This is a genomic window from Chryseobacterium sp. D764 (assembly GCF_019317325.1).
In the GTDB taxonomy this organism is placed as follows: domain Bacteria; phylum Bacteroidota; class Bacteroidia; order Flavobacteriales; family Weeksellaceae; genus Chryseobacterium.
Window position 1 is genome coordinate 1,284,781 of the sequence record NZ_CP079219.1, and the last position, 21,887, is coordinate 1,306,667.

General features: G+C 34.6%; 22 protein-coding genes. 9 read left to right on the forward strand and 13 right to left on the reverse strand.

The features are described 5' to 3' along the window. The first annotated feature begins 36 nt into the window (after nt 1-36). Nucleotides 37-474, forward strand: coding sequence for a hypothetical protein (locus tag KYG33_RS05790; RefSeq protein WP_077416660.1), 438 nt, complete (start codon nt 37-39; stop codon nt 472-474). A 237-nt stretch (nt 475-711) separates the two neighbouring features. Here the strand turns inward: KYG33_RS05790 and KYG33_RS05795 are convergent, their stop codons facing one another. After that, a complete protein-coding gene (locus KYG33_RS05795) occupies nt 712-1,041 on the reverse strand; it encodes a transposase (RefSeq protein ID WP_077418031.1) in 330 nt (109 codons plus the stop codon). Between the two features lie 262 nt (nt 1,042-1,303). Then, the gene (locus KYG33_RS05800) at nt 1,304-2,731 is read right to left on the reverse strand and encodes a helix-turn-helix transcriptional regulator (RefSeq protein WP_077416657.1); all 1,428 of its coding nucleotides are present in this window, start codon (nt 2,729-2,731) and stop codon (nt 1,304-1,306) included. Between the two features lie 665 nt (nt 2,732-3,396). Here KYG33_RS05800 and KYG33_RS05805 point away from each other — a divergent pair. Continuing rightward, nucleotides 3,397-4,095: a hypothetical protein gene (locus KYG33_RS05805; RefSeq protein WP_077416655.1), complete on the forward strand. Its 699-nt coding sequence runs from the start codon at nt 3,397-3,399 to the stop codon at nt 4,093-4,095. A gap of 92 nt (nt 4,096-4,187) precedes the next feature. Further along, nucleotides 4,188-4,610 carry a transposase gene (locus KYG33_RS05810; RefSeq protein ID WP_077416653.1) on the forward strand — a complete coding sequence of 141 codons (423 nt, stop codon included), beginning with the start codon at nt 4,188-4,190 and terminating at the stop codon, nt 4,608-4,610. Nucleotides 4,611-5,127: 517 nt separating this feature from the next. Here the strand turns inward: KYG33_RS05810 and KYG33_RS05815 are convergent. The 4 genes from KYG33_RS05815 to KYG33_RS05830 form a co-directional block, all read right to left on the reverse strand. Next, the gene (locus tag KYG33_RS05815; protein WP_077416651.1) at nt 5,128-5,880 is read right to left on the reverse strand and encodes an SDR family oxidoreductase; all 753 of its coding nucleotides are present in this window, start codon (nt 5,878-5,880) and stop codon (nt 5,128-5,130) included. Between the two features lie 48 nt (nt 5,881-5,928). Beyond that, nucleotides 5,929-6,414, reverse strand: coding sequence for a DUF1097 domain-containing protein (locus KYG33_RS05820; protein WP_077416649.1), 486 nt, complete (start codon nt 6,412-6,414; stop codon nt 5,929-5,931). Between the two features lie 9 nt (nt 6,415-6,423). Further along, nucleotides 6,424-7,164 (reverse strand): SDR family oxidoreductase, encoded by a 741-nt coding sequence (locus KYG33_RS05825; RefSeq protein ID WP_077416647.1) that lies wholly within the window; start codon nt 7,162-7,164, stop codon nt 6,424-6,426. Nucleotides 7,165-7,260: 96 nt separating this feature from the next. Further along, complete coding sequence (locus KYG33_RS05830; RefSeq protein WP_077416645.1) at nt 7,261-8,193, reverse strand: helix-turn-helix domain-containing protein; 933 nt, start codon at nt 8,191-8,193, stop codon at nt 7,261-7,263. A gap of 309 nt (nt 8,194-8,502) precedes the next feature. On the opposite strand from KYG33_RS05830, the gene KYG33_RS05835 reads away from it, so the two are divergent. Together KYG33_RS05835 and KYG33_RS05840 are read left to right on the forward strand one after the other, a co-directional pair. Next, nucleotides 8,503-9,090: a TetR/AcrR family transcriptional regulator gene (locus tag KYG33_RS05835; protein WP_077416643.1), complete on the forward strand. Its 588-nt coding sequence runs from the start codon at nt 8,503-8,505 to the stop codon at nt 9,088-9,090. A gap of 93 nt (nt 9,091-9,183) precedes the next feature. Continuing rightward, the gene (locus KYG33_RS05840) at nt 9,184-9,990 is read left to right on the forward strand and encodes an SDR family NAD(P)-dependent oxidoreductase (protein ID WP_219072834.1); all 807 of its coding nucleotides are present in this window, start codon (nt 9,184-9,186) and stop codon (nt 9,988-9,990) included. Nucleotides 9,991-10,073: 83 nt separating this feature from the next. Here KYG33_RS05840 and KYG33_RS05845 read toward each other — a convergent pair whose 3' ends face one another. Next, nucleotides 10,074-10,931, reverse strand: a complete 858-nt coding sequence (locus KYG33_RS05845) for a DUF4240 domain-containing protein (RefSeq protein WP_219072835.1) — start codon at nt 10,929-10,931, stop codon at nt 10,074-10,076. 263 nt (nt 10,932-11,194) lie between these two features. Here KYG33_RS05845 and KYG33_RS05850 point away from each other — a divergent pair, with 263 nt between their 5' ends. Both KYG33_RS05850 and KYG33_RS05855 read left to right on the forward strand, forming a co-directional pair. Next, nucleotides 11,195-12,493 carry an epoxide hydrolase family protein gene (locus tag KYG33_RS05850; RefSeq protein WP_219072836.1) on the forward strand — a complete coding sequence of 433 codons (1,299 nt, stop codon included), beginning with the start codon at nt 11,195-11,197 and terminating at the stop codon, nt 12,491-12,493. Nucleotides 12,494-12,536: 43 nt separating this feature from the next. Next, a complete protein-coding gene (locus tag KYG33_RS05855) occupies nt 12,537-12,995 on the forward strand; it encodes an organic hydroperoxide resistance protein (RefSeq protein WP_257468944.1) in 459 nt (152 codons plus the stop codon). A gap of 423 nt (nt 12,996-13,418) precedes the next feature. Here the strand turns inward: KYG33_RS05855 and KYG33_RS05860 are convergent, their stop codons facing one another. From KYG33_RS05860 to KYG33_RS05875, 4 genes are all read right to left on the reverse strand, one after another. After that, a complete protein-coding gene (locus KYG33_RS05860; protein ID WP_077416633.1) occupies nt 13,419-13,751 on the reverse strand; it encodes a transposase in 333 nt (110 codons plus the stop codon). After that, complete coding sequence (locus KYG33_RS05865) at nt 13,727-14,146, reverse strand: transposase (RefSeq protein ID WP_077416631.1); 420 nt, start codon at nt 14,144-14,146, stop codon at nt 13,727-13,729. Before KYG33_RS05865 ends, KYG33_RS05860 begins: the two co-directional genes overlap by 25 nt. A 10-nt stretch (nt 14,147-14,156) precedes the next feature. Further along, a complete protein-coding gene (locus KYG33_RS05870; RefSeq protein WP_077416629.1) occupies nt 14,157-14,648 on the reverse strand; it encodes a hypothetical protein in 492 nt (163 codons plus the stop codon). Nucleotides 14,649-14,763: 115 nt separating this feature from the next. Then, on the reverse strand, nt 14,764-15,651 hold the full coding sequence (locus KYG33_RS05875; protein ID WP_139348525.1) for a hypothetical protein: 888 nt from the start codon (nt 15,649-15,651) through the stop codon (nt 14,764-14,766). 360 nt (nt 15,652-16,011) lie between these two features. On the opposite strand from KYG33_RS05875, the gene KYG33_RS05880 reads away from it, so the two are divergent. Continuing rightward, the gene (locus tag KYG33_RS05880; RefSeq protein WP_077416625.1) at nt 16,012-19,002 is read left to right on the forward strand and encodes a two-component regulator propeller domain-containing protein; all 2,991 of its coding nucleotides are present in this window, start codon (nt 16,012-16,014) and stop codon (nt 19,000-19,002) included. After that, the gene (locus tag KYG33_RS05885) at nt 18,995-19,633 is read left to right on the forward strand and encodes a response regulator transcription factor (RefSeq protein ID WP_077416623.1); all 639 of its coding nucleotides are present in this window, start codon (nt 18,995-18,997) and stop codon (nt 19,631-19,633) included. The genes KYG33_RS05880 and KYG33_RS05885 overlap by 8 nt, the downstream gene beginning before the upstream one ends. A gap of 98 nt (nt 19,634-19,731) precedes the next feature. On the opposite strand, the gene KYG33_RS05890 is transcribed toward KYG33_RS05885, so the two are convergent. Then, nucleotides 19,732-20,253, reverse strand: a complete 522-nt coding sequence (locus KYG33_RS05890) for an ankyrin repeat domain-containing protein (RefSeq protein ID WP_219072837.1) — start codon at nt 20,251-20,253, stop codon at nt 19,732-19,734. A gap of 5 nt (nt 20,254-20,258) precedes the next feature. Then, nucleotides 20,259-21,782, reverse strand: coding sequence for a catalase (locus tag KYG33_RS05895; protein ID WP_219072838.1), 1,524 nt, complete (start codon nt 21,780-21,782; stop codon nt 20,259-20,261). Nucleotides 21,783-21,887 lie beyond the last annotated feature (105 nt).

Below are 21,887 nucleotides of genomic sequence, written 5' to 3' on the forward strand. Positions count from 1 at the left end.
CACAGTAAATCATTGGCATTTAAACATCTATTTATTATGAAAAAGTTATTATATATATTCCTCATTATTTCTTCAGGTCTACTTTGGGCTCAGAAAAACAGCAACGTACAATTTGCTGTTTACAATGATGCCATTGGAACTGCCAGCATGTTTGATCTTTACAAAAACAGTATTGAGAAAGTAAACGTTTATAAAACCAAGGCCGCTCTGCCTTCTCATTTAAAGAAATTTGATTATCTCGCTGGCAACGGCTTAATAGAGATTAAGTTTAAAAAAAATGAAGGTTATCCTGATAGTTTATCACTGGAAATGCTCAATGAGCAGAGCAATCTTCCAAAGGACAGACCTGTGTTTATTGAAGGATATCAGTTTAATGATACCACTACCCGGGTCTATAATGAAATGATTGGCAACATTGAACTGGCAGATTTTAACGGTCAAAAATGTATCCATATTTCCACCATAAAAAATTAATGACCTGCATTAACAGGATATTGATTAAAAAAACAGAGGCTATTTCATGAATGAGATAGTCTCTGTTTTTTCATTGAAGCTTTTAATTTTATTTTAAAAATCTGGATTTCTTGTGATAGAAAAATTCAGGTATATGTAAGTATAGAATCTTATTTCTGATATTTCTAAAGGATAAACTTTAAGCGATTATGATATCTTTTTAAATAAACTGGTGTATTATTTTTAATACACAACACATTACACCAAAAAATGTTTCTTCCATTTCGCAACAGTATTCCGGCTCAATTTAAAATATCTTGCCAATTCAGAGTTACTCAATTTATTGTTTTTCTGATAATCAAGGATTTCAAGAATCGCCGATTGATCATAAGAACGATGTCTTTGATTATCAAACTGGGTCTTCTTATCAGCTTTAGGAAAAATAATATCATTGATGGTAATAACATCTTTTACCGAAAATCTACTTTTGGATAATATGGATTCACATTGTTCTTTTTTGGTGGGATGCTGCAATCGTAAGATATCTTCGTATATTCTTTTATAATCAGGTGATTCACTTTTTTGCATAAATTCTTTATATGTTTTAATCAAATAATACCCCGAAAGGGGGCCGAAGCGTGGCTGATCTCCGGCCAATAATAACTAAACTCTTAGCCACAAAGAATAATTTATCTTTGAAAAGTTCACTTACAACAATTTATCTTTTCTTGGAATACAAATTTGATTAATCCTCATTGTTTTTCCAAAAAAACACCTATCACATAGGTGTTACAATACATTGAAATACTAAATTATAAATAGTAAAATAGCGATGTGATATAATAAGCTTCTATTTATTTTTTTTCATCCACAGATAAATATCCTCATCCGATGGAATCCCTAATCTTTTACGCAAACGGTTTTTTCTGGTCTGTACAGATTGGGGCTGAACAAAAGTATAGGCAGCGATATCCTTGGTAGAAAAATTAAGAAATAACAGAGCACAAAATTTTAATTCTGTACTTTGCAGTTCTGGTTCTATTTTCAATAACTTTGATATAAACTCAGGATATACTTCCTGAAATCGGGTAAGAAATTCCGGGTCATTATTTTTAGCCAACTGGGAGACTTCCTCAAATGCAAAATTCAATTTTTGATTAAGTTCCTGAGTTTCCTTTTCTTTTATATTTAGCACTCTATTTTTCTTTTTCATCCTGTTATGTACAAAAAAGATGATAATAATTGCACCCACAAATCCTATAAGTATAACGTATAATAAAATGTGGGTTCGGTGCTCCAAAGGCTTCTTTTTTTCTTCTACAAGAAGACCTACTGTATCTTCCAGATTCTCTTCATCTATCCTCTTTAAGCTATCATTAAGACTATTATATTTGAGCTCATATCTCTTTCCATTATCTATCTGACCGGTTTTTTCATATGACTTGGCTATTAAATGATATAACTCTGATAATTTTTTTAAATTCTTTGCTTTTGTGGCAAGCTTTATTGCTTTTTCATAATCTACAATTGCGGAATCATATTGCTTTCTCACGTCATGAATTTGTCCTAAAAGCTTCAATGTTGCAAAATCATTATTCCCCCAATCAACAGGCACAGACCGAGCTAAATTCATATAAAACTCTGCAGAATCAATTTTATTTTCATTCAGCTTTGCTTCAGATAAAAGCAGCAATGCCGCTTTTAAGCTTGTATTCATTCCGACGTCCATTTTTTTTGATTTCTTCAATTCATCAACAATCTTCTTTCCATAGTACGTAACAGAGTCATACTTTTTTTTCTCAAGATAATTTTTCCCAACCTGAACCAGAATCATTCCTTTTATGGCATGTCTGGTAGAATCATTTTTTAAATCATTTGCCATCAACAAATTCTTTCTTAATTTTTTTAGTGCTTCATCATACATTTTAATTCCTCTGTAATTAATACTGTATAATATATTCATGGAAATTTCCTGATCTTCAGCATCCGAATTTTTAAATTCAGGTTCCATCATCTTTAAGAAGTAATTGCTTTTATTATACTTGTGCTGCATAGAAAAAGCAAGCGCTAAATTATAATAGGCAGACAATTTACCTTCTGCATAATTAATATGCTTAGCGTCATCCAGTATCGAAAGATTCAATGTAACCATTTCATCTGTCTGCCCTTCAATAAGAAGTGCATTAGATTTCTCCAGTCTCTTTTCAATAGTTCTTGTGGTAATTTTAGACTGTGCAAAAAGCAAAAAATGAAAAAACAAAAAAATAAATTTCATCATATAGTAAGCATGTGTAACAATTTATATACATAACAAATATAACAGTAAAATCAAATAAAATTAAAACCAAATAAATGATTTAATTATTAAAAAATCAATAATAATAAGAAAATACAATATCCAATTAATCATTATACGAGAACTACTGCTATTTCAGGAGCAATTATAAAATATTTAAAGAAAAAAGGAATCAATATGGACATGACATAGGTATGACACAGATATGACATAAGAATTATTACTGTTTCTAGCTTATTTTTCAGGAATATAATTTTATCGTCACAAAACCCATCATAACATTATTAAAATTTCAAACATAATTACGAAGACAATAAATTATTGTACAAAGTAAGCATTTACCCCTCCATCCATATTTCAATAATCATTCAAGAGCCTTTTACTTAAAACCCAAAATTAAACACACATTTTACATACGATGAGAGAGCGGATCATAAAACAGAAAATAATATATGATTAAAAATAGCATCTGATTATCAGAAAGTTAATATCATGTCATAGCTATGTCATAGATAAAATTTTGCACCACATTAAGTCACGAATGTAATATTGCAACAACAAAATGTACCCTCTTGATTTACAGCACATGCAACTTACATATCTGTGAGTCTAAGTGAAAAAAAACAAAATAAAAAATCTTTACATCTATGAAAAAATTATTATTACCCGCTGTTCTCCTTACTTCATTGAATGTGTATTCACAGGTTGGGATGAATACTTCAACACCCAGCGCTACGCTTGATGTAATTAGTAAAGGGACCACAAGCACTACAAAAGCCTTAGAGATTAATGACAGCACCAATAAGGAGTTGCTTAGTGTATCTGATGATGGCTCTGTACGGCTGGAAAATTACAAGAATTTCAATTTATTGGGAACTGATGCTAATGGCAACCTGAAAGATGGAACAACACTAAGCATACCTTCTATCGTAGGAATTGCCACAGGAATTACCTCAACCAGTGATCTTCCTGCCAATACAGAGGCTAAGTACACTTTTACTACTGACAAAATCAATGCTGTAAACTTATCATACAGCTCAGGGAATTTTACAGTATTGAAAGCAGGATATTATGGTATTTTGCTTTACACAAAAAAAAATGTTGGTATGAACTTTCCTACAACTGGAGGAACAGTACAAACCTTTATAAAGAAAACTGCTTCTAGTACTACAACTGAACTTTCTGTAAATCAAAGTAGTTTGACTGACAATCTTACTTTCGAAGCAAATACTATAGGAGTAACTACATATTTTAATGTCGGTGAAATAATAAGTTGTAGAGGTAACTACACAAGACCTCACAGATTAACTACAGCTTCATTGAGTATTGTATATTATGGTACTTAATATCTATACTGAATAATAAAATATCTATTTTCAAATTATAAAAACCACTTTTGGTCTATCACAAAAGTGGTTTTATTCAATTTTTCTTCATTATGCTTTTTAAAGATATCCATATCGGTGAATTGATACAAAAACGGGTGAAAGAAACCGGCTTTTCTTCAGACAGACTCCTGAACTTTATGCAATGCAGCCATAAGGAACTTGCAGAGATGTACAAAAGCAAATCTCTGGATGCAGAGATTCTTCTTAAATGGAGCAAGCTTTTAACTTATGATTTTTTCAGGATCTATTCTCAACATCTTTTGCTGTATTCACCTCCTTTGTCATCAGATTATTATCAAAAATTAAAACAAAAAAAAACACAGCTTCCAGAGTTCAGGAAAAATATTTATACCGTTGAAATAATTGATTTTATTCTAAATCTTTTAAAAACAAATGAGAAAACCAAACAACAGATAATAGAAGATTACAGAATCCCCAAAACCACTTTATACAAATGGATAAAAAAATACTGATTGAGCTTTGAACTCATATAAATCAAGATTTTTAGTTGCTGCATACATTCCAATATCCCTCTATTGAATGTATGCTTTCCTTTTAATTTTTTATAAACTTACGATTCTATAACACAAATGAAAAGTGTATCACTGCAGGATTTCGGTCCTGCAGCATGATATGAAGATGTATCAAAATAACGGTCAAAAAAATAAGGATTGGTTTGTCTCCAAAACAAAGTAATAATGATTGAATTCTATGAATATAGTTTAGTATTACATTTCTATTTTTTATCCCCAACCTTTTTTTAAGAATTTATTCATTAATTCTCAGGGGAATTTTATTTTTGGTTGGGGAATTTTATTTTAAATACAAAAACCTCTGAAACAGAGGTTTTTTATGATCATAAACTTACGAGCTTATCCAAGCTTTTCATATTAATCCAGCTTATCAGCCAATAGGAAGTCCACAGGCATTCAGAGTGCAGATCATTACCAGTACAATACTGGATAATTTCATAGTTTTCATCATTCCATCTTATTGATTAGCTCCTCCATTCACCAGTAAATGCTGTCCGTTCACAAATGAAGAAAGATCACTTGCAAAAAATTCCGCAATATTGGCTACATCTTCCACTTCTGCCAATCTCCCCATCGGACAACTTTCAATCAATGATTTTCTCAGTTCAGGATAGCTTCTTTCTTCTGCAAAAATTCCTGAATGGTCTACAGCGAAAGGAATAATGGTATTCACCGTTACCCCACGGTGTCCTATTTCTTTTGAAAGTACATCCACAAGATATCTGGGGGTTGTTTTACTTCCACCATATACTGCCATACCCTGCACAGGAAAAGCTGTAGTAGACGATGCCACATAGATAATCCGTCCGTTGTTCTCTACATTCAGAGCGGCTTGCTGCATGGTGAAATAAGCTCCTTTGGTATTGATTGAAAACAGTCTGTCAAACTGCTCTTCAGTAAACGCTGTTACAGGAGTTTCTACCATTTCAATACCGGCATTGGCAACCACGATGTCTATTTTCCCGAATGCTTTTCTGGCTTCCTCAAAAAGATACGTAATTTCAGTCACTTTACTTACATCTGCCTGTACAGAAATCACATTGCTTCCCATTGCTTTGATGGTGCTTTCCACCTCATCTGCAGAAGCTTTATCCCGTGAATAGTTTAATACGATATCAGCGCCCAAAGCAGCATAACGTTCTGCGATAGCTTTTCCTAAACCTCTTCCTGAGCCTGTAATAATGGCTACTTTATTTTGTAATGAATTCATTATTTTTGATTTTTTAATTTGAATAATAATTGTGTTTAAAAATAAATTTTATTGAGTGGATGATTCCGGCACCTGTTTTTCATGGATAGTTTCAACGACCTTGTTATTCAGCCAGGCAAAGAAAAATCCGGCAATGATGGGTATCAGTAATTTTAATATCGGGAGCGGTTCCAATGGCGGGTGAACTCCAAACAAAATAATCAATCCTAAAAACCATGCGGGTATGTTATTCAGCTTTTGGGTTCCTGCGAAATACGCTAATGATCCTATGTAAAAAAATACAGACACCGGAAACCCAAATGCCCCGATAAATTGTCCCAAAAACCCGGATGTCAACTGAATCAGTACCGCCATTCCCATTCCCAGAATAATCTGTAAAAATGCCCATAGAGAACTGTGCCACTTTTTACCGAAAATATAGAAACTCACCCAGGCTATGAACATCACCCACGTAGGCCATTGCTGTGAAAAAGAAACAGTGACGGCAATGGCCCCGAAAAGGCCGAATGCGGCTGCAATTGGTAAAGTTTTCATACTATATGATTATGCCATAGCACCGTTTACCCCAATGGTTTGTCCGCTGATCCATTTCGCATCATCTCCGGCAAGAAAAACCACAATTTTCGCAATATCCCCAGGTTCTCCCAAGCGGTTAAATGCATTTAAAGAAGCTAGCCTGTCTATCACTTCCTGTGATTTACCGGTAGTAAAAAGTTCCGTATTGGTAGGTCCCGGAAGAATTGCATTTACATTGATTCCTCTGTTGCCAACTTCTTTTGCAAATACACGGGTCAATTGTTCTACAGCAGCTTTTGTTGCTACATAAGTGCCATAAGAAGGCATCATCAGTCTTGTAGTAGAAGATGAAAAATTAATGATACTTCCATTGTCGGTCAGCCTGGCAGCTGCCTCTCTTAAGGTATTGAATGTCCCTTTTACATTAATATCGAACTGACGTGTAAAGTCCTCATCAGTAGTGTCTTTGATCAGTTTGGTAATCATAACACCGGCATTGTTTACAAGAACATCCAGTTTTCCATAATGGCCGACAGCCTGATCAAACAATTGTTTTACAGCCTCAGGACTGCTTACATCCGCCTGTATGGCAATGGCCTCACCTCCATTGGATTCTATTAAGGCTACAACATCTTCTGCAGCCTCTTTTCCACCTGCATAATTGACGATAACTTTTGCTCCTGCTGACGCAAGCTGTTGAGCTATTTCAGCTCCGATTCCTCTTGACGCTCCGGTCACAAGGATCACTTTGTTGTTTAATGTACTCATATTACTTTGTTTTTATCAATGTTAATTTGATAGGACAAAGTTGATACATTACGCTCATCAAGGACGTACAAGAATTATAGCAGATGTTGCAAATATCTAAGATTGGCTTCCAAAATACTGTTTTCTGTATTCTGCGGGGCTTATTGAAGTGTGTTTTTTGAAATAATTGCTGAAATGAGGAGTTTCAAGAAAGCCTAATCTTGCTGCAATCTCTTTAATACTGAGTTTTTCATTCTGAAGCATGACTTTGGCCTCAGTTGTCGTTTTATCGGCAATCCATGAGCTGATTGTTTTTCCCGTTTTACTACTGATAACACTGGAAAGATAATTGACATGCAGGGCCTGCAGGTAGGCATAGTCCTGAACTCTTAACTGAGCATTTGTTTTTCCGCTGATCAGATCTCTGAAATGCCGTTCTACATTCAGTTTGAAAGTTTTAACAATCTGTGAACTGCGATTCCCTTCATAAATAGGGTCATAATCCTGAAAAAAATATTCTTTGATCTTTAACAGTAATGCAATCACTAGAGCTCCGATAATCTTATTTTTATATAAAGAATGTCCTTTATACTCTTTGTGTATCAATCTATATAACTCTTCTATCTGGCCGAATTGCTGCTGTGACAAAACCCGGGGAGCAATAACTTCTGACAAAAGAAAAGAAAAATCCCGATAGACATCATCATGTACATATTCTTTCAAAAAGCCTTCTCCAAAAGTGATAAGACATGTATGCTTCAGTTTTTCCCATTCAAAAATCCTGTAATTTCCGGGGTTGGTAAAGTATACGGTATCTGAGGTCACTTCAAACCGCTGGTCATCTATCGTATAATGTCCGAATGCACTCTTTATAAATAAAAAACTGAAGTAGTTTGGTCGAAAAGGCTCAGAACGGAAGGGTAAATCTTTGAATGTTTCTTCTAAATGATGAATGGTAAAGCCAGATTCCACTTCCAGATAATCAACAGGAAGATCCAGCTGCTGATAAAGCTCACGGAGTGTCCGGACATTCAGTTTATCGTTTGCCATTGCATTAATTTTAGGTAAATTTAAAAATTTAATCGAGCCTTTCTACATGAAATATTGTTTACTGTGAAAAATTTCTTAAAATAAAAAGAAGAAATACTTTCTCTTAACGACTGGGAAACAAATCACAAAAGAAAACTTTTGTGGAAGGATTCATAATGGATTAGAAATTCCTTCAATGCTTCCTTGCTGAACAACCATAAACAAAATTCTGGTTATCAGTACTTTAAAACACATGCATTAAAAAAATTAAGAAAAGCTTTGTTTTTATGACCAATCGGTCATATATTTGTATCATTATTTAAAGGTATCATGGCAAAAGGTGAAGAAACCAGACAGTTCATTATAGAAAAAGCAGCTCCTATTTTTAACACAAAAGGGATTGCAGCTACTTCTATGAGCGATATTATGGAGGCAACCAAATTGTCTAAAGGCAGTATGTATGTTCACTTTGAAAATAAGGATGTTCTTGCCTGTGCTGCCGTTGAGCATAACATGAAACTATTAAGTGATAAACTCCAAAAAGTTTTGAGCGGGCATACAACTTCCGAAGAGCAATTATTAGCATATATTGATTTTTTTAGTGATCCCAATCACCCACCGGTTGTTGGAGGCTGTCCTTTATTAAATTTTGGAATGGAGGCTGATGACACTAATCCTGTAGTCAAAGAAAAGGTAAACCGTGCCATTAAACAGGGACAGGAATTACTTTCCGGTATTATTGAAAAGGGAATTGCTAATAAAGAGTTCAGAGCAGACTGGAATCCGGCTGATTTTGCAACAGTTCTTTTTGCCATGCTTGAAGGAGGTCATTTGATGTCAAGAATGTCTGGTAATAATGACAGAATGGAGGTTATTGGCAATAGCCTGAAAAAAATGATAGAAGAAAATAGAGTGTAATTTTTTTTATCAAAAATATGACCGATCGGTTATTTAAATTAAAAAGAAAACTTTAAAAAGTATAATCATAACAATTAATTAAAAAACAAAACAATGTCAAAAACAGTTTTAATTACAGGGGCGTCAAAAGGTTTCGGAAAAGCATGGGCAGAAGCTTTTTTAGCAAAAGGATACAATGTAGCGGCAACAGCCAGAAATGTAGAAACACTTAATGATTTAAAAGAAAAATATGGAGATTCTGTATTGCCTTTAACCTTAGATGTAGACAAACGGGAAGAATCTTTGGCTGTGGCTCAAAAGGTACAACAGCACTTTGGCAGCATTGATATCCTGATCAATAATGCGGGGTATGCATTAACGGGTGCTATTGAAGAAACGAATGAACAGGAAGCCAGAGCACAGTTTGAAACCAATTTCTTTGGAACTCTGTGGCTTACGCAGGCTGTACTTCCTATTATGAGAGATCAGAAAAGCGGCCATATCATTCAGGTATCTTCTATTCTGGGATTGGCAACTTTACCAACAATGGGACTTTATAATGCTTCTAAATTTGCATTGGAAGGGTTAAGTGAAACTCTAGCTACAGAGGTAAAAGAATTTGGTATTCATGTTACTTTGGTAGAACCTAACGGCTATGCTTCCAATATCTGGCATACAGGAATTAATACTCAAAGCAACCCCGTTTATGATGGTCTTAAAAAAGCCTTTTCGGAAGCTGAGAACTCTTTCGGAAATGTAGAAGCCACAGCACCGGCATTGATAAAATTAGCCGAAACTGAAAATCCTCCATTGCGTTTATTGCTTGGGAAAGTCGCTCTTCCTTTTGTAAAACAAAATTATGAACAGCGATTAAAAGTCTGGGAAGAATGGAATGAAGTATCCGTAGAAGCTCACGGATAATTTTTCAGAAAATACAATCATAAAATAAGCTCCGTTTTTGTATAAAACGGAGCTTATTTTTTATCTTTTAAAAAAGGAATCTGTTATTTTCTTAACTCACAGATCTCTTTTACTAATTTAGGATACATCTTATGAAGATCAGTGCCTCCTTTTGGCTCACGCTTCATCTGGCGGTTCATACCGTCATAATGATTATCCGGATACTGCTCGTGCACCGCATCTCTTATTTCTGACTCATCCTCATTGTCATGATTTTCGGAATAGGCTTCATCTGATACATACAGAAGTCCTTCTCCCCAGCAATCACCAATATTAAAGCTATATTTTCCACTTACAAATGACTGGATATCCTGCGTAATATCTTCAAAAAAATCTTTTCCTTTAAGGATCAGCCAGCATCGGAAATAAATAAATCCGTCATCAGAAAGGAAGCCATCAAAAACATATGTCCCTTTTTCTGATCTGAAATCACCTTCAAGGATAAAGGAAAGTTCAGCAATTTCGGCAGTATACAGTTCACTCAATTTTTCCTGAAGGGTTTTTTCAAAAAGAATAAGTCTTTCTTTCCCAAATTTGGCAAGATAAGCCGTTAGATTTTCCAGGTGTTCATCAATATCATATTCACTCCAATGGGCTTTTTTATATGTATTAGATTTTTCGATAGCTTCCCAGAAATAAATATCTGCTTTTTCATTTTCTGAAAGCTCTTTTTTCTGGGGTATTTCTTCGTTCTCCTGAATTTCAGTATATCCTTTTTTTATCTTTTGGCTGATGAGTTTCTCAGATTCCCGGATGCACTCCTTTTCGTCAGCGAATTCTTTAATAGTTTCACGTCCTTTGGTTCCGGTTTTCCCGAATGCAATTTTTTGTATAGTTCCTGAATAGTCAATATTCCAAAATTTATCAGAAAGTTCTTCCTGATTGATAAAATTTCGTTTCATAGAAGTTTATATAATGTGATAGGCCGAAAACCGTGTTTTCAGAAAAGCGAAACTACAAAAAAAATGAAGAACCAGGCGCCTTCTCCAACACGTCTTTTCACCAGATCAATCCTTATACTATTTCCTATTTACCACCTGTAGTGTCTATTTCGATACGAAATATGACTACTTGAGTACATTACCCGTTTCCCTAGCGATTCTCAGAGCATAATTTTGTCTCATCAAAAAAGAAAAACAAATCTAAATCTAAATACAACAAAACAATGAAAACAACAATTTCAAACATCCTGTTAGCAGCAACTTTTATTTTAAGTACTCCTGCAATATTCAAAGCGCAAGCTAATAACACCCATACGGCTTCGTCAAAATCTGACATCAGTATCCGTCCTTTTCATATCAATATTCCACAATCTCAACTGGATGAACTCAAAAGAAGAATCTCGGAGACCCGTTTTCCTGATAAAGAGACAGTAAAAGATGCTTCTCAGGGAATTCAGCTCGCTCAGTTAAAAGAACTGATCACCTATTGGGGTAATGGTTATGACTGGAGAAAAGTAGAAAATAAGCTGAATGCGCTTCCACAATTTGTAACAAAGATTGACGGACTTGATATTCAGTTCATTCATGTACGTTCAAAAGAATCTAATGCAATGCCCGTGATCCTTACTCATGGCTGGCCGGGTTCTCCACTGGAATTTATTGATGCCATAGGACCTCTGACTGATCCCGTGAAATATGGAGGAAAAGCAAGTGATGCATTTGATGTGATCATCCCAGCTATCCCAGGGTATGGTTTTTCAGAAATACCTACAGAACTGGGCTGGAATCCAGATCGTGTGGCCCGCGCCTGGGATGTTCTCATGAAAAGACTTGGGTACAAAAAGTATGTTTCCGAAGGTGGTGACCACGGTTCTGTAGTATCTGATGCTTTGGCAAAACAGGCTCCTTCCGGTCTTTTGGGGATTCACCTTACCATGCCGGCCACTATTCCTGCTGAGCTTGTAAAACCCATCAATGCAGGCGATCCTGTGCCTGCCGGACTTTCCGCTTCAGAAGCACAGGCTTACAATGCAATGAGTACTTTCTTTGGAAGAAATGCAGCCTATGGAGGAATGATGGTAACACGTCCACAGACAACAGGGTATCTACTTTCTGATTCTCCAAGTGCTTTAGCTGCATTCCTTTACGAGAAGATCGCTGAATGGAGCGAAAGCGACCTCCACCCTGAAAATGTAATCGGCCGTGATGCGATTCTTGATGATATTACGCTTTACTGGCTTACCAATACAGGAGCATCTTCTTCGCGTTTCTATTGGGAGAACAATAAAAATAACTTCAGCGCTGATGCACAGAAAACAAAAGACATTAAAGTTCCTGTAGCCATTTCGGTATTTCCTCACGAGATTTATCAAGCTCCGGAAAGTTGGTCAAAACGTGCCTATCCTACTTTATATTATTATCATAAAGCTCTAAAAGGAGGACATTTTGCCGCCTGGGAACAGCCACAAGTCTTCACAGAAGAACTTAGAGCCGCTTTCAAAGATTTAAGAAAAAAATTTTAATAACAGATCATCAACAATATTGTTCAATCTAAATAATAAAAATATGGAATTAAATACCATTCAGGAAGTAGAAAATACAACAGTAGTTAACATCAATAAAGTGTTGTATTCAGGTAACGTTGTAGTAACCGGAGGACGCAACGGGGAAGCTAAAAGCAGTGACGGAAAACTGGACATTGAACTGACCTCACCCGGAGCAAAAGGAAACGGAACGAATCCGGAACAGTTATTAGCTGCAGGATGGTCCGCGTGTTTTATCGGAGCTATGCATTTGGGTGCTGTTAAGATGGGAGTTAATCTTCCTACGGACCTGTCTGTCAATAGCTCAATAGATCTGACATCCAATAATGACGGATTTTTTCTACAGGCTCATTTACAGATCATTTTACCGGGTCTTCCTATAGATGAAGCCAGAAAAGTTGTGGAAACAGCACATGCGACATGTCCTTATTCAAAAGCAACCCGTGGAAATATCAATGTAAAGATAGATGTTGTGGTGTAGTTATCAGACTGTTCTTATAGCGTTTTGATTGAAATCTTCCTTGCCTTTTGGGTAAGGGAGGTTTTTGTTTTTTAATGAAAGAGAAAATATTCAAAACGTAAATGAATACCTAGAAAGAAAATGATCTTTCAAGATATTTCATCCTTAGTCTTTAGAATCGATATTAATTAAATGCGATCAGGAAATTTTAATCATTAATGTCCTCCAAAGGTCATAATAATTATGGTAAAAGGCAAAACAGATCTTGTAAACATTCTAAGCTTATTCTGTAAAAAAAAATCTCAGGTATTGTAGATAAAATACGACTCAACACTATCATCGAAACAAAAAAAGAGCATATCTATCATCAGATATACTCTAAAAACTTAGAAAAAAAACAAAACGATAAACAACATTGCTTTAGTGGAAAATGTGTTCTTCTCTTTATATTAAAAATGTACGTTTCCATTTGGTCACTGTATTTCTGCTCAGCTTAAAATGGCTAGCCAGCTGGGTATTATTTAACCTGTGCTTTTTCTGATAATCGAGGATTTCAAAAATAACCTGTTTATCATAGGATTTGAATTTTTGACTTTCAGACAATCCATCAAAAAAAATGATCGTATTAATCTTCAGCACATCAGATACTGACAGACAGTCCTTGGCTAAAAACCCTTTGACAAATTCTCTTTTATCAGGGCATTTGGCTTCGATAAAATCATGGTAAATCTGTTTATAATTGGGGCCGATATTTATGATCTGTATTTGCTTATCCATTTATTGAGCGTTGATTTTGGAATTCTGTATTGATTCATGATTTCTAAAGTTGTCATCTGCTTATTCTCCAGGAGCTCCAGCATAAAGTCTATGATCTCTTTAGTATATAAGCTTTTCCTGAATTGAGGCAGCTGGGATTGTTTCTCTTTTTTATTGGGGCTGGATGCCGGAGCATATAAAATCAAATGATTGGAGTACAGTCGGAAAAAGTCATATTCAAGCAGTTTACACCATTTTAAAAGTACATCTGCACCTACAGACTTCTGAGAATACATTTCTGTAATTTCCTTTTCTGTTTTCTGCAAAAACTTACAGATTCTGGTTATCTCTACTTCTTCTTCCTTTACTCTTTTATACAGCAGATCTCCGATATGAATATCTTTTAAATTTTCCATCTATATTAATTTATTTACTGTTCAAAACACCATCATCTCCTTCGGAAATAAACTCATGGTCTTTCATGGTCATATTTTTTGTGATATCTTTAAAAAGTAAATTCACCTGATTTTCATTACAAAAGGTAATATCAATATCCATTCTTAAAACTTTGCCCGAAGAATTCAAGAATAGAATAACCAGGTATTTTTTTAAAATGCCTTCCTTGATTTCAATATTTACGATTTTTCTGTGCGGCATTTCAAAACGAGGTTTTTTACCTGCCGAAAGCCATTGATAACTTTTTATGGAAAGGATCTCTCCGGAGTTTTCATATTCGAAGATAAACCTGTTTTTTAGTTTCCCGTATAGCAATGCCAAAAGAGTAATAAAAATAAACAACATTGGAAGTAAATGATAATCAAGGAATCTAAGTGTAATAATTGTTACCAATAGGAATACAATCAGTAGCAGCTGAAAAATCATATGATGAATTACTTTTTTCTTATTGTTTATTTTCATTGAACTCTCAAATTGTGAAGATCGTTATGTTAATAAATTGCTTTTTATAAAAAGTACTTTGAATTCAAATGGCGGAATATTTCTACTCCGCTCATTTTAAAATGTAATTAAAAATCTAATTCTTGTAAAAACTATATCCTGTAGACTGTACTCCCCAGTTCTGTAAAAAAGCAGCATTTGTAATGGCAGCACGGGAAGATAAATTTTCTATTCCATATAATAATTCTACTTTATATTCAGAATCCGGATCAATACTAATCCCTGTTCCGTCACCTACACTGTAATTAGCATACAGAAAGTATCTGAAATTGGCATTGGTAGCGCCTCCTACAGCATATGGATTACCTGAGCTGTCTAAATTTGCCGCATCAAAGAAGTAGGGTGAAATCTGCGAGGTCTGCATAACCACCGTTACTGTATTTTGTTCCGTCCAATCATTTACTCCAGGTCCTGTTTTTTTGTAAAGTCTTGCGTATGCTCTGCTATTGAACAATACAGGAACTTTAATCTTTCCTGTTCCACTTTCAATGGAAGTTTGGGAAAACGGACCTAAATCACCGTAATTCATCTCAAACCATAATCCCCAGGATACAGTACCTCTTCGCACAGAACTTGCCGGAAATTTCAATCCAATCGTAGAATTGGGAACTACCCAGCAATTATTGGCATCTATCTGAGGAGAACCTCCGTTTTGCGTAGGATTTCTTATCGAAGTTAAAGCTACATTCCTTGAATCATTTTGTCTGATATTACTATCCAGATTATAGACAATAAAATCATCCGGATCCACGGGTTTGAATATTCCTATATTTCCATTTGCATCGGACACCATTGGAGTTCCGGCTGGAATGATCGGCAAATCTCTGACCCGTAAATTTCCGTTGATATCTAATGTACTTGTAGGAGAAGTTGTATTGATTCCTACATTTCCGGTTTGTCCGGACACGGTAATGGATAGTCCAAGCATTACCAATGCTAAGGATGTAATTTTTCTATTTTTCATAACCTTTGGTTTATTTTTTTTTGACATTCATCTGCTTATTGATCACCTGAATTTTAACAGAGGAGATGTACGTCTCCCCTGTATAAACCACCCTGAAATTTCACTTAAAATACGTGGGAACATATTTAACATTCATTGTTAAATCAGGTAATAAATTGTTAGGACAAAGATCAGATAACCCATACGGATGGTAAAATAATTATTGTAAAAATAGATAGTCGTGATTGTAATTTTAAATTTAATAGTGTGTAGTTTAAAAATGACATTGTATACTTTTGCTGGCCGTTAATTTTTCCTAACTTTATAATAATAATTCACTATATCTATTAAAAAACACACATAATTATCAATCCACAACTGATGCCTCTTAAAATCTATATTTTCATTTTATTATTCTGTATACAAATCTGTTGTAGCCAGCAGACAGCCTCTGTTTGGTATGATACAGACAACGGACTTCCGCAGAATAGTGTAAAGGATATTACCAAAGACAAATATGGATTTATCTGGATGAGTACAGAGAACGGACTTGTGCGGTATGACGGATATAATTTCGTAACCTTTAATCATCTTAATCTTAAGAATAACAGATTCTCCTTTTTTTTTGGAAATGCTGAAAAAGACTCTATTTATAATTTAACCGCTTACAGTGAAAACACCACTTTAATATCCAAAAGAAATGTAAGTATTTTACAGAAAAAGAACCACTGCATAAAAAAAGTACTGAGTGAAAGCAGGTCATATTCAGTATTTATGAAAAATGGAGTTTTAGAAGAGATTGATCTTAAGAAATTCTTTATTTATTTTAATAAGAATAGTTATTATCATCTATCTAATGATGGAACAATACAGTATAAGCATAAAAATATTGCGACAATAAAAGGACTGCCGAAGGATTTTATATTGGACACGTTTTGTTTGGGAGAAAATATATTTATTATATCCAAGGCACTGAAAAAAATCGTTAAAATCACCTCCGAAAAAATTACATACACAGATGCTCCTGATATTTTTTTCCAAAATGATGTCAAGGTATACTGGAGTCAGATTAATAATCAGTCTTTTATTATTCAGGATCGCATTCTGTATAAAATAGTCTATGAAAACAATGCTGTCAGTTTAAAAAAACTTGCAGCTTATGACCTTAAGAAAAATTCTTTATCCTCTATTTATCATGATGAAGCAAATAATAAGCTATACCTGGGAACCTTATCTGATGGGCTTAATGTAATCAAATTCAATAATTTTCATGTGGTCAACAAATCAGATAAATCTTATGATAATATTTTTTATTCCCTGCTGCCTTTTGGAACGGATAAGGTAATTACATCTTCGGGAGATGTTTACAGTGAAAACGGACTGGAAAAACAATATCACTTCAGTACAACAAGCAGGTATTTTTTATTATATGATGATCAAAAAAATATAATTATTCAAAATGATTTTTCTCTACTGCGTTTTCTTAACAATGTCAATTATTCAGGAAAGGAAAAACTTTATTTTGGAAAAACAGCATCTTGCCTCTGGAACATGAACAATTATTATGTCATAGCATTTCATACAGCTTCATTAAGTACCCAGCTTGCTTTTTACAAAGATGCCAGTTTTAAAAATCCATTCTTACAACTTTCAATCCCAAATATTGTAACCTCTGTGCAGGAATATGGTCAGAACAAATGGTTGGTGGGGACCAGAGATGCTTTATATTCTGTAGAAACTCCCGATTTCACATTAAAAAAAGTATCTGAAAAGTCTTTGAATGTAAGGGAAATTGTAAAAACGAATGATGGAAGCTTCTGGATCATGACTCAGGGAAACGGCTTTTTTCTTTACAAAAACAAAGAATTAATAAAAATGCCTGAAGATAAGGACGGCTACCTTTTGTTTTCACATACAATTCTGGAAGATAAAAAAGGATTTTTCTGGATCAGCACCAATAACGGATTATTTCAGGTACTGAAAAACAATCTTCTGAACTATTCCAGAGATAGGAAGTCTTCTGTATATTATTACAGATACAGCAAAGAAGATGGGTTCAATACCAATGAATTCAACGGAGGATGTTCTCCCAGTTCTGCAATTCTACAAAATGGAAGTTTTGTTTTCCCTTCCATAAAAGGACTGGTATTTTTTGATCCTAAAAAAATAAAAAGTTATTATCCGCAAAATTTCTTCATGGAACGTGTTGTATTTTATGATTCGAAAAGCAACATACAAGAAAATACCATCAATTTGGAAAATAATTTCTACAAAGCCTTGATTTTGGTAGATGTACCTTATTATGCCAACCGGGTAAACCTTGTAATTGAAGCCAAACTAAAAGGCTCTAAAAATGAGAAATGGGAGAAAGTAAATAGTGATGGGAAATACTACATCACCAATCTGGAACCCGGAAAATATCAGCTTATCATCAGAGTACTAGCCTCTCCAACAGGAAAATACATTTACAAAACACTGAATATTGATGTAAAATATCTATTCTACCAAACATTACTTTTTAAGTTTTTTGTCATTTTAATTCTATCACTCATCTTATTAAAGCTAATCAAACTACGAATAAGAAGACAGGAACTAAAAAAAAGAGAACTGGAAAAAATCATTGAAACAAGAACTCAGAAATTATTAAAAACAGTTTCAAAACTGGAATATACAAAGGAACAGCTTCGAAAAGAAAGTGTTCAGCAGAAAAAATTGCTGGAGACAATAAGTCACGACATTATCACTCCTATCAAATATCTGTCTATTGCTGCAAAGAAATTGTATGAAACTGATGAACACGATCATTATATACAAAAAAAGCACTTTGAAAGCTTTTATAAATCTTCTATAGAGTTCTACAACTTTGTAAAAACCCTGAAGGAATACGCCGAAATTTATAATGTTTCCGAAAAAAAGGAAACCTATAATATTTACGAAGTTATTGAATCCAAAAAAACTCTTTTTGAAGGAGCTGCCAAAGAACAAAACACGCAGATCATTAATCATGTTAAAAATCCTACTTACTCCCAAATCAACCAGAATGTAGTAGCGGTTATTATTCATAATTTAATAGATAATGCGATAAAAAATACAACAAATGGAACCATAGAACTGTCTACTATTGAAGATGACAGCATCTTTTTTCTGGAAGTAAGAGATACAGGAAAAGGAATGAGCCAGGAACAGATGACGTACTATGAAAAGCTTCAGAAAAATATTGAAAATGAAAAACTCATTTTACAAAAATATAGCTTGGGACTGCATCTTATTCTTCAGTTACTCATGATGATCAACGGTAAAATAGACTTTAAAAACAATAACCCATATGGAACAATAGTATCGATTAAAATAAAAAAACAAAAATATGGATAGAAAAATTATTATTGCTGATGATCATTTTGTAGTAAGGTTGGGAACCACCCTTATTCTGGAATCACACTACAAAGATGTGAAGATTTCTTACGCAGAATCTTATACAGATCTAACAGATCAACTACTCATTGAGAAATTCGACTTATTGATCCTGGATATCAATATGCCGGAGAGTAAGTATCTGAGCATGATTGGTGAAGTAAAAAAAATACAGCCGGATCTTAAGATTTTAGTGTTTTCGGTGTATGACAATGATATTGCAGTACAGTATATCATTGAAGGGGCTGACGGATACATTAATAAATTATGTGATGAAAATAATATCCTGGAAGCCGTAGAAAACATCTTTGAAACAGGAACTTATTATTCCCCGGATATTGTAAAAAAACTGGTTTCTTCCGCTAAAAAAGACACTCCTATCAACCCGATAGAAGCCTTATCCGAAAGAGAAAAGGAAATATTTGATTTATTGATAAAAGGATACGGCAATATTGAGATCTCGAATGAACTGAACCTGCATCTTTCTACAGTAAGCACCTACAAAGCAAGAGTCTACAAAAAACTAAACATTAAAAACACGGTAGATCTTGTACGGTTAGGAGATAAAAACCAGGCACACAAATACAAATAATAACGAGCATTCTAACAAACACTAAGATGTAATACCAAAACAAAATCCCCAATATCAGATGGATAAAGGGGATTTTTTATTTTTAACCAGCAATTATATTATTTAATTACTGATTCTCCTTGAAGCAATTTTACAGCTTCTTCATTATTTTGCATCAGAGCATGCTGCAAAGCTGTGTTTCCTCTGTTATCCTTTATATTTTTATCAGCTCCTTTTTCTAAGAGTATTTTCAGGATTTCTGTTCTGCCAAAAACGGCTGCATAAATCAGAGCTGTTGCATCATTGTAATTTTTGGCATTCATATCCGCTTTAAAGGAAATAAGTAATGAAACCATTTCTTTGTATCCTTTAAAAGCGGCACCCATTAATGCTGTATTACCACTTTGATCCTGCAGATCAGGATGAGCTCCGTTTTCAAGCATCCATCGGGCCGCTTTGTAATGGTTATGGTATACGGTTAAGATTAAGGGAGTATAGCCTCCTGTGTTTTTAGAATCAATATCTTTTTTTAACTTAGACATGGCTTCTATATTACCTGTCTTTGCATACGAAAAGATGTTTTGCGCGCTCATTCTGCTCATCGCAAGAAACAAAATAACGACGGAAATAAAGTATCTCATTATTCTTATTTTGAAGACAATAAAGATTCCAGCTGCTGGCGGTCCATTTTAACATATTGCGCCAGACGTTTTCCATATTCTGAATCTGCCTGATAGAAGTAAGAGATCATTTTAGCCACTACTTTTTTATTGGTAACACTGTTCAAAGCATTTCCAAGGTTTTTAATCAGGTTATCCTGATCTTTTTTAGAGAAAGACCTGTACAGTTCTCCGGCCTGTTTAAAATTATTTTCCTTATCTATTTTCGCCTGTACTGATGATGTACCCATTGGAAAAATAGTCTGAGAGTATTTGAATTTTTTGTTATCGGTCACTTCCGGTTTTCCCGCTGACGGCTGGTAATTGACTTCTCCGCTTTGAGGTCTCATAGACATGTAACCGTTTTGATTGTATGTCATCGCTTCATTCTTTGATGCATTAATTGGTAATTGCTGGAAATTTCCTCCGATCCTATGTCTCTGAGTGTCAAAATAAGAAAATAGTCTTCCTTGTAACAGTTTATCTTCTGATGGTTCAATTCCCGGTACAAGAGTTCCCGGAGAAAAAGCGGCCTGTTCTACCTGCTGAAAATAGTTCGTCGGATTCTGATTAAGAGTCATTGTTCCTGCTTTAACCGATTTTGCAATAGATTCCGGCCATATTTTGGTCACATCTACCGGATTAAAATCAAGCTTTTCAAAGTCATCTTTTTTCAGCATCTGTATATACAAATCCCACTTCGGAAAGTTTTTATTGCTAATAGCATTGTACAAATCTCTCGTAGCATGTTCTATTTGTGTAGATTGAATTTTATCGGCCTCTTCCTGAGTAAGATTCTTTTCGCCTTGCTGAGGAACCCATTTATACTTTACATACGTTACTTCTCCTTTTGCATTGACCCATTTGAAGGCATGTACCCCATTCCCCTGCATTTCCCTGTAACTGGCAGGAATACTATAATCTGAAAACAACCAAGTCAGCGTATGCGTAGCTTCCGGAATATTAGCCATAAAATCAAAAACCCTGTTATTATCAGAAGCGTTATTGGTAACCGGAGATGGTTTAAAAGCGTGAACCATATCAGGAAATTTCATGGCATCCCTGATGAAAAACACCGGTAAGTTGTTTCCCACTAAATCATAATTTCCCTGATCAGTATAAAATTTAACTGCAAATCCTCTTGGATCTCTGAAAGTTTCCGGAGATCCCTGCTGATGTACTACAGTAGAAAATCTTACCAATACAGGCGTTTTCTTTCCTGCTTTTGATAAAAAGTCAGCCATGGTAACCTCTGAAAAATCGGCATCTGCAACAAATTCGCCAATAGCTCCGGCCCCTCTCGCATGCACTACCCTTTCAGGAATTCTTTCTCTGTCAAAAGCCGCTAACTTCTCAATTAAATGAATATCTTCCAGTAAAACAGGTCCGTTATTTCCTACCGTTTTAGAATTTTGATTATCTCCTACAGGGCTTCCTGTATTAGTTGTCAGTTGTTGAGAATACAGTGTAGAAGTGATAAGAATCCCAGCTAAAAACACATTTTTTTTCATAATTTCTTATTTATTGTGGAGCAAATATAGACCGTTGATCTTCCGAATCCTTCTCAATAAATTCAATTTAGATAATTTTTAAAATCTATCACAAAACAACAGATC

Bases quoted from the DNA above. Each gene is read 5' to 3' on its own strand.
- KYG33_RS05790 (WP_077416660.1), top strand. From the start codon at position 37: ATGAAAAAGTTATTATATATATTCCTCATTATTTCTTCAGGTCTACTT.
- KYG33_RS05795 (WP_077418031.1), bottom strand. From the start codon at position 1,041: ATGCAAAAAAGTGAATCACCTGATTATAAAAGAATATACGAAGATATC.
- KYG33_RS05800 (WP_077416657.1), bottom strand. From the start codon at position 2,731: ATGATGAAATTTATTTTTTTGTTTTTTCATTTTTTGCTTTTTGCACAG.
- KYG33_RS05805 (WP_077416655.1), top strand. From the start codon at position 3,397: ATGAAAAAATTATTATTACCCGCTGTTCTCCTTACTTCATTGAATGTG.
- KYG33_RS05810 (WP_077416653.1), top strand. From the start codon at position 4,188: ATGCTTTTTAAAGATATCCATATCGGTGAATTGATACAAAAACGGGTG.
- KYG33_RS05815 (WP_077416651.1), bottom strand. From the start codon at position 5,880: ATGAATTCATTACAAAATAAAGTAGCCATTATTACAGGCTCAGGAAGA.
- KYG33_RS05820 (WP_077416649.1), bottom strand. From the start codon at position 6,414: ATGAAAACTTTACCAATTGCAGCCGCATTCGGCCTTTTCGGGGCCATT.
- KYG33_RS05825 (WP_077416647.1), bottom strand. From the start codon at position 7,164: ATGAGTACATTAAACAACAAAGTGATCCTTGTGACCGGAGCGTCAAGA.
- KYG33_RS05830 (WP_077416645.1), bottom strand. From the start codon at position 8,193: ATGGCAAACGATAAACTGAATGTCCGGACACTCCGTGAGCTTTATCAG.
- KYG33_RS05835 (WP_077416643.1), top strand. From the start codon at position 8,503: ATGGCAAAAGGTGAAGAAACCAGACAGTTCATTATAGAAAAAGCAGCT.
- KYG33_RS05840 (WP_219072834.1), top strand. From the start codon at position 9,184: ATGTCAAAAACAGTTTTAATTACAGGGGCGTCAAAAGGTTTCGGAAAA.
- KYG33_RS05845 (WP_219072835.1), bottom strand. From the start codon at position 10,931: ATGAAACGAAATTTTATCAATCAGGAAGAACTTTCTGATAAATTTTGG.
- KYG33_RS05850 (WP_219072836.1), top strand. From the start codon at position 11,195: ATGAAAACAACAATTTCAAACATCCTGTTAGCAGCAACTTTTATTTTA.
- KYG33_RS05855 (WP_257468944.1), top strand. From the start codon at position 12,537: ATGGAATTAAATACCATTCAGGAAGTAGAAAATACAACAGTAGTTAAC.
- KYG33_RS05860 (WP_077416633.1), bottom strand. From the start codon at position 13,751: ATGGATAAGCAAATACAGATCATAAATATCGGCCCCAATTATAAACAG.
- KYG33_RS05865 (WP_077416631.1), bottom strand. From the start codon at position 14,146: ATGGAAAATTTAAAAGATATTCATATCGGAGATCTGCTGTATAAAAGA.
- KYG33_RS05870 (WP_077416629.1), bottom strand. From the start codon at position 14,648: ATGAAAATAAACAATAAGAAAAAAGTAATTCATCATATGATTTTTCAG.
- KYG33_RS05875 (WP_139348525.1), bottom strand. From the start codon at position 15,651: ATGAAAAATAGAAAAATTACATCCTTAGCATTGGTAATGCTTGGACTA.
- KYG33_RS05880 (WP_077416625.1), top strand. From the start codon at position 16,012: ATGCCTCTTAAAATCTATATTTTCATTTTATTATTCTGTATACAAATC.
- KYG33_RS05885 (WP_077416623.1), top strand. From the start codon at position 18,995: ATGGATAGAAAAATTATTATTGCTGATGATCATTTTGTAGTAAGGTTG.
- KYG33_RS05890 (WP_219072837.1), bottom strand. From the start codon at position 20,253: ATGAGATACTTTATTTCCGTCGTTATTTTGTTTCTTGCGATGAGCAGA.
- KYG33_RS05895 (WP_219072838.1), bottom strand. From the start codon at position 21,782: ATGAAAAAAAATGTGTTTTTAGCTGGGATTCTTATCACTTCTACACTG.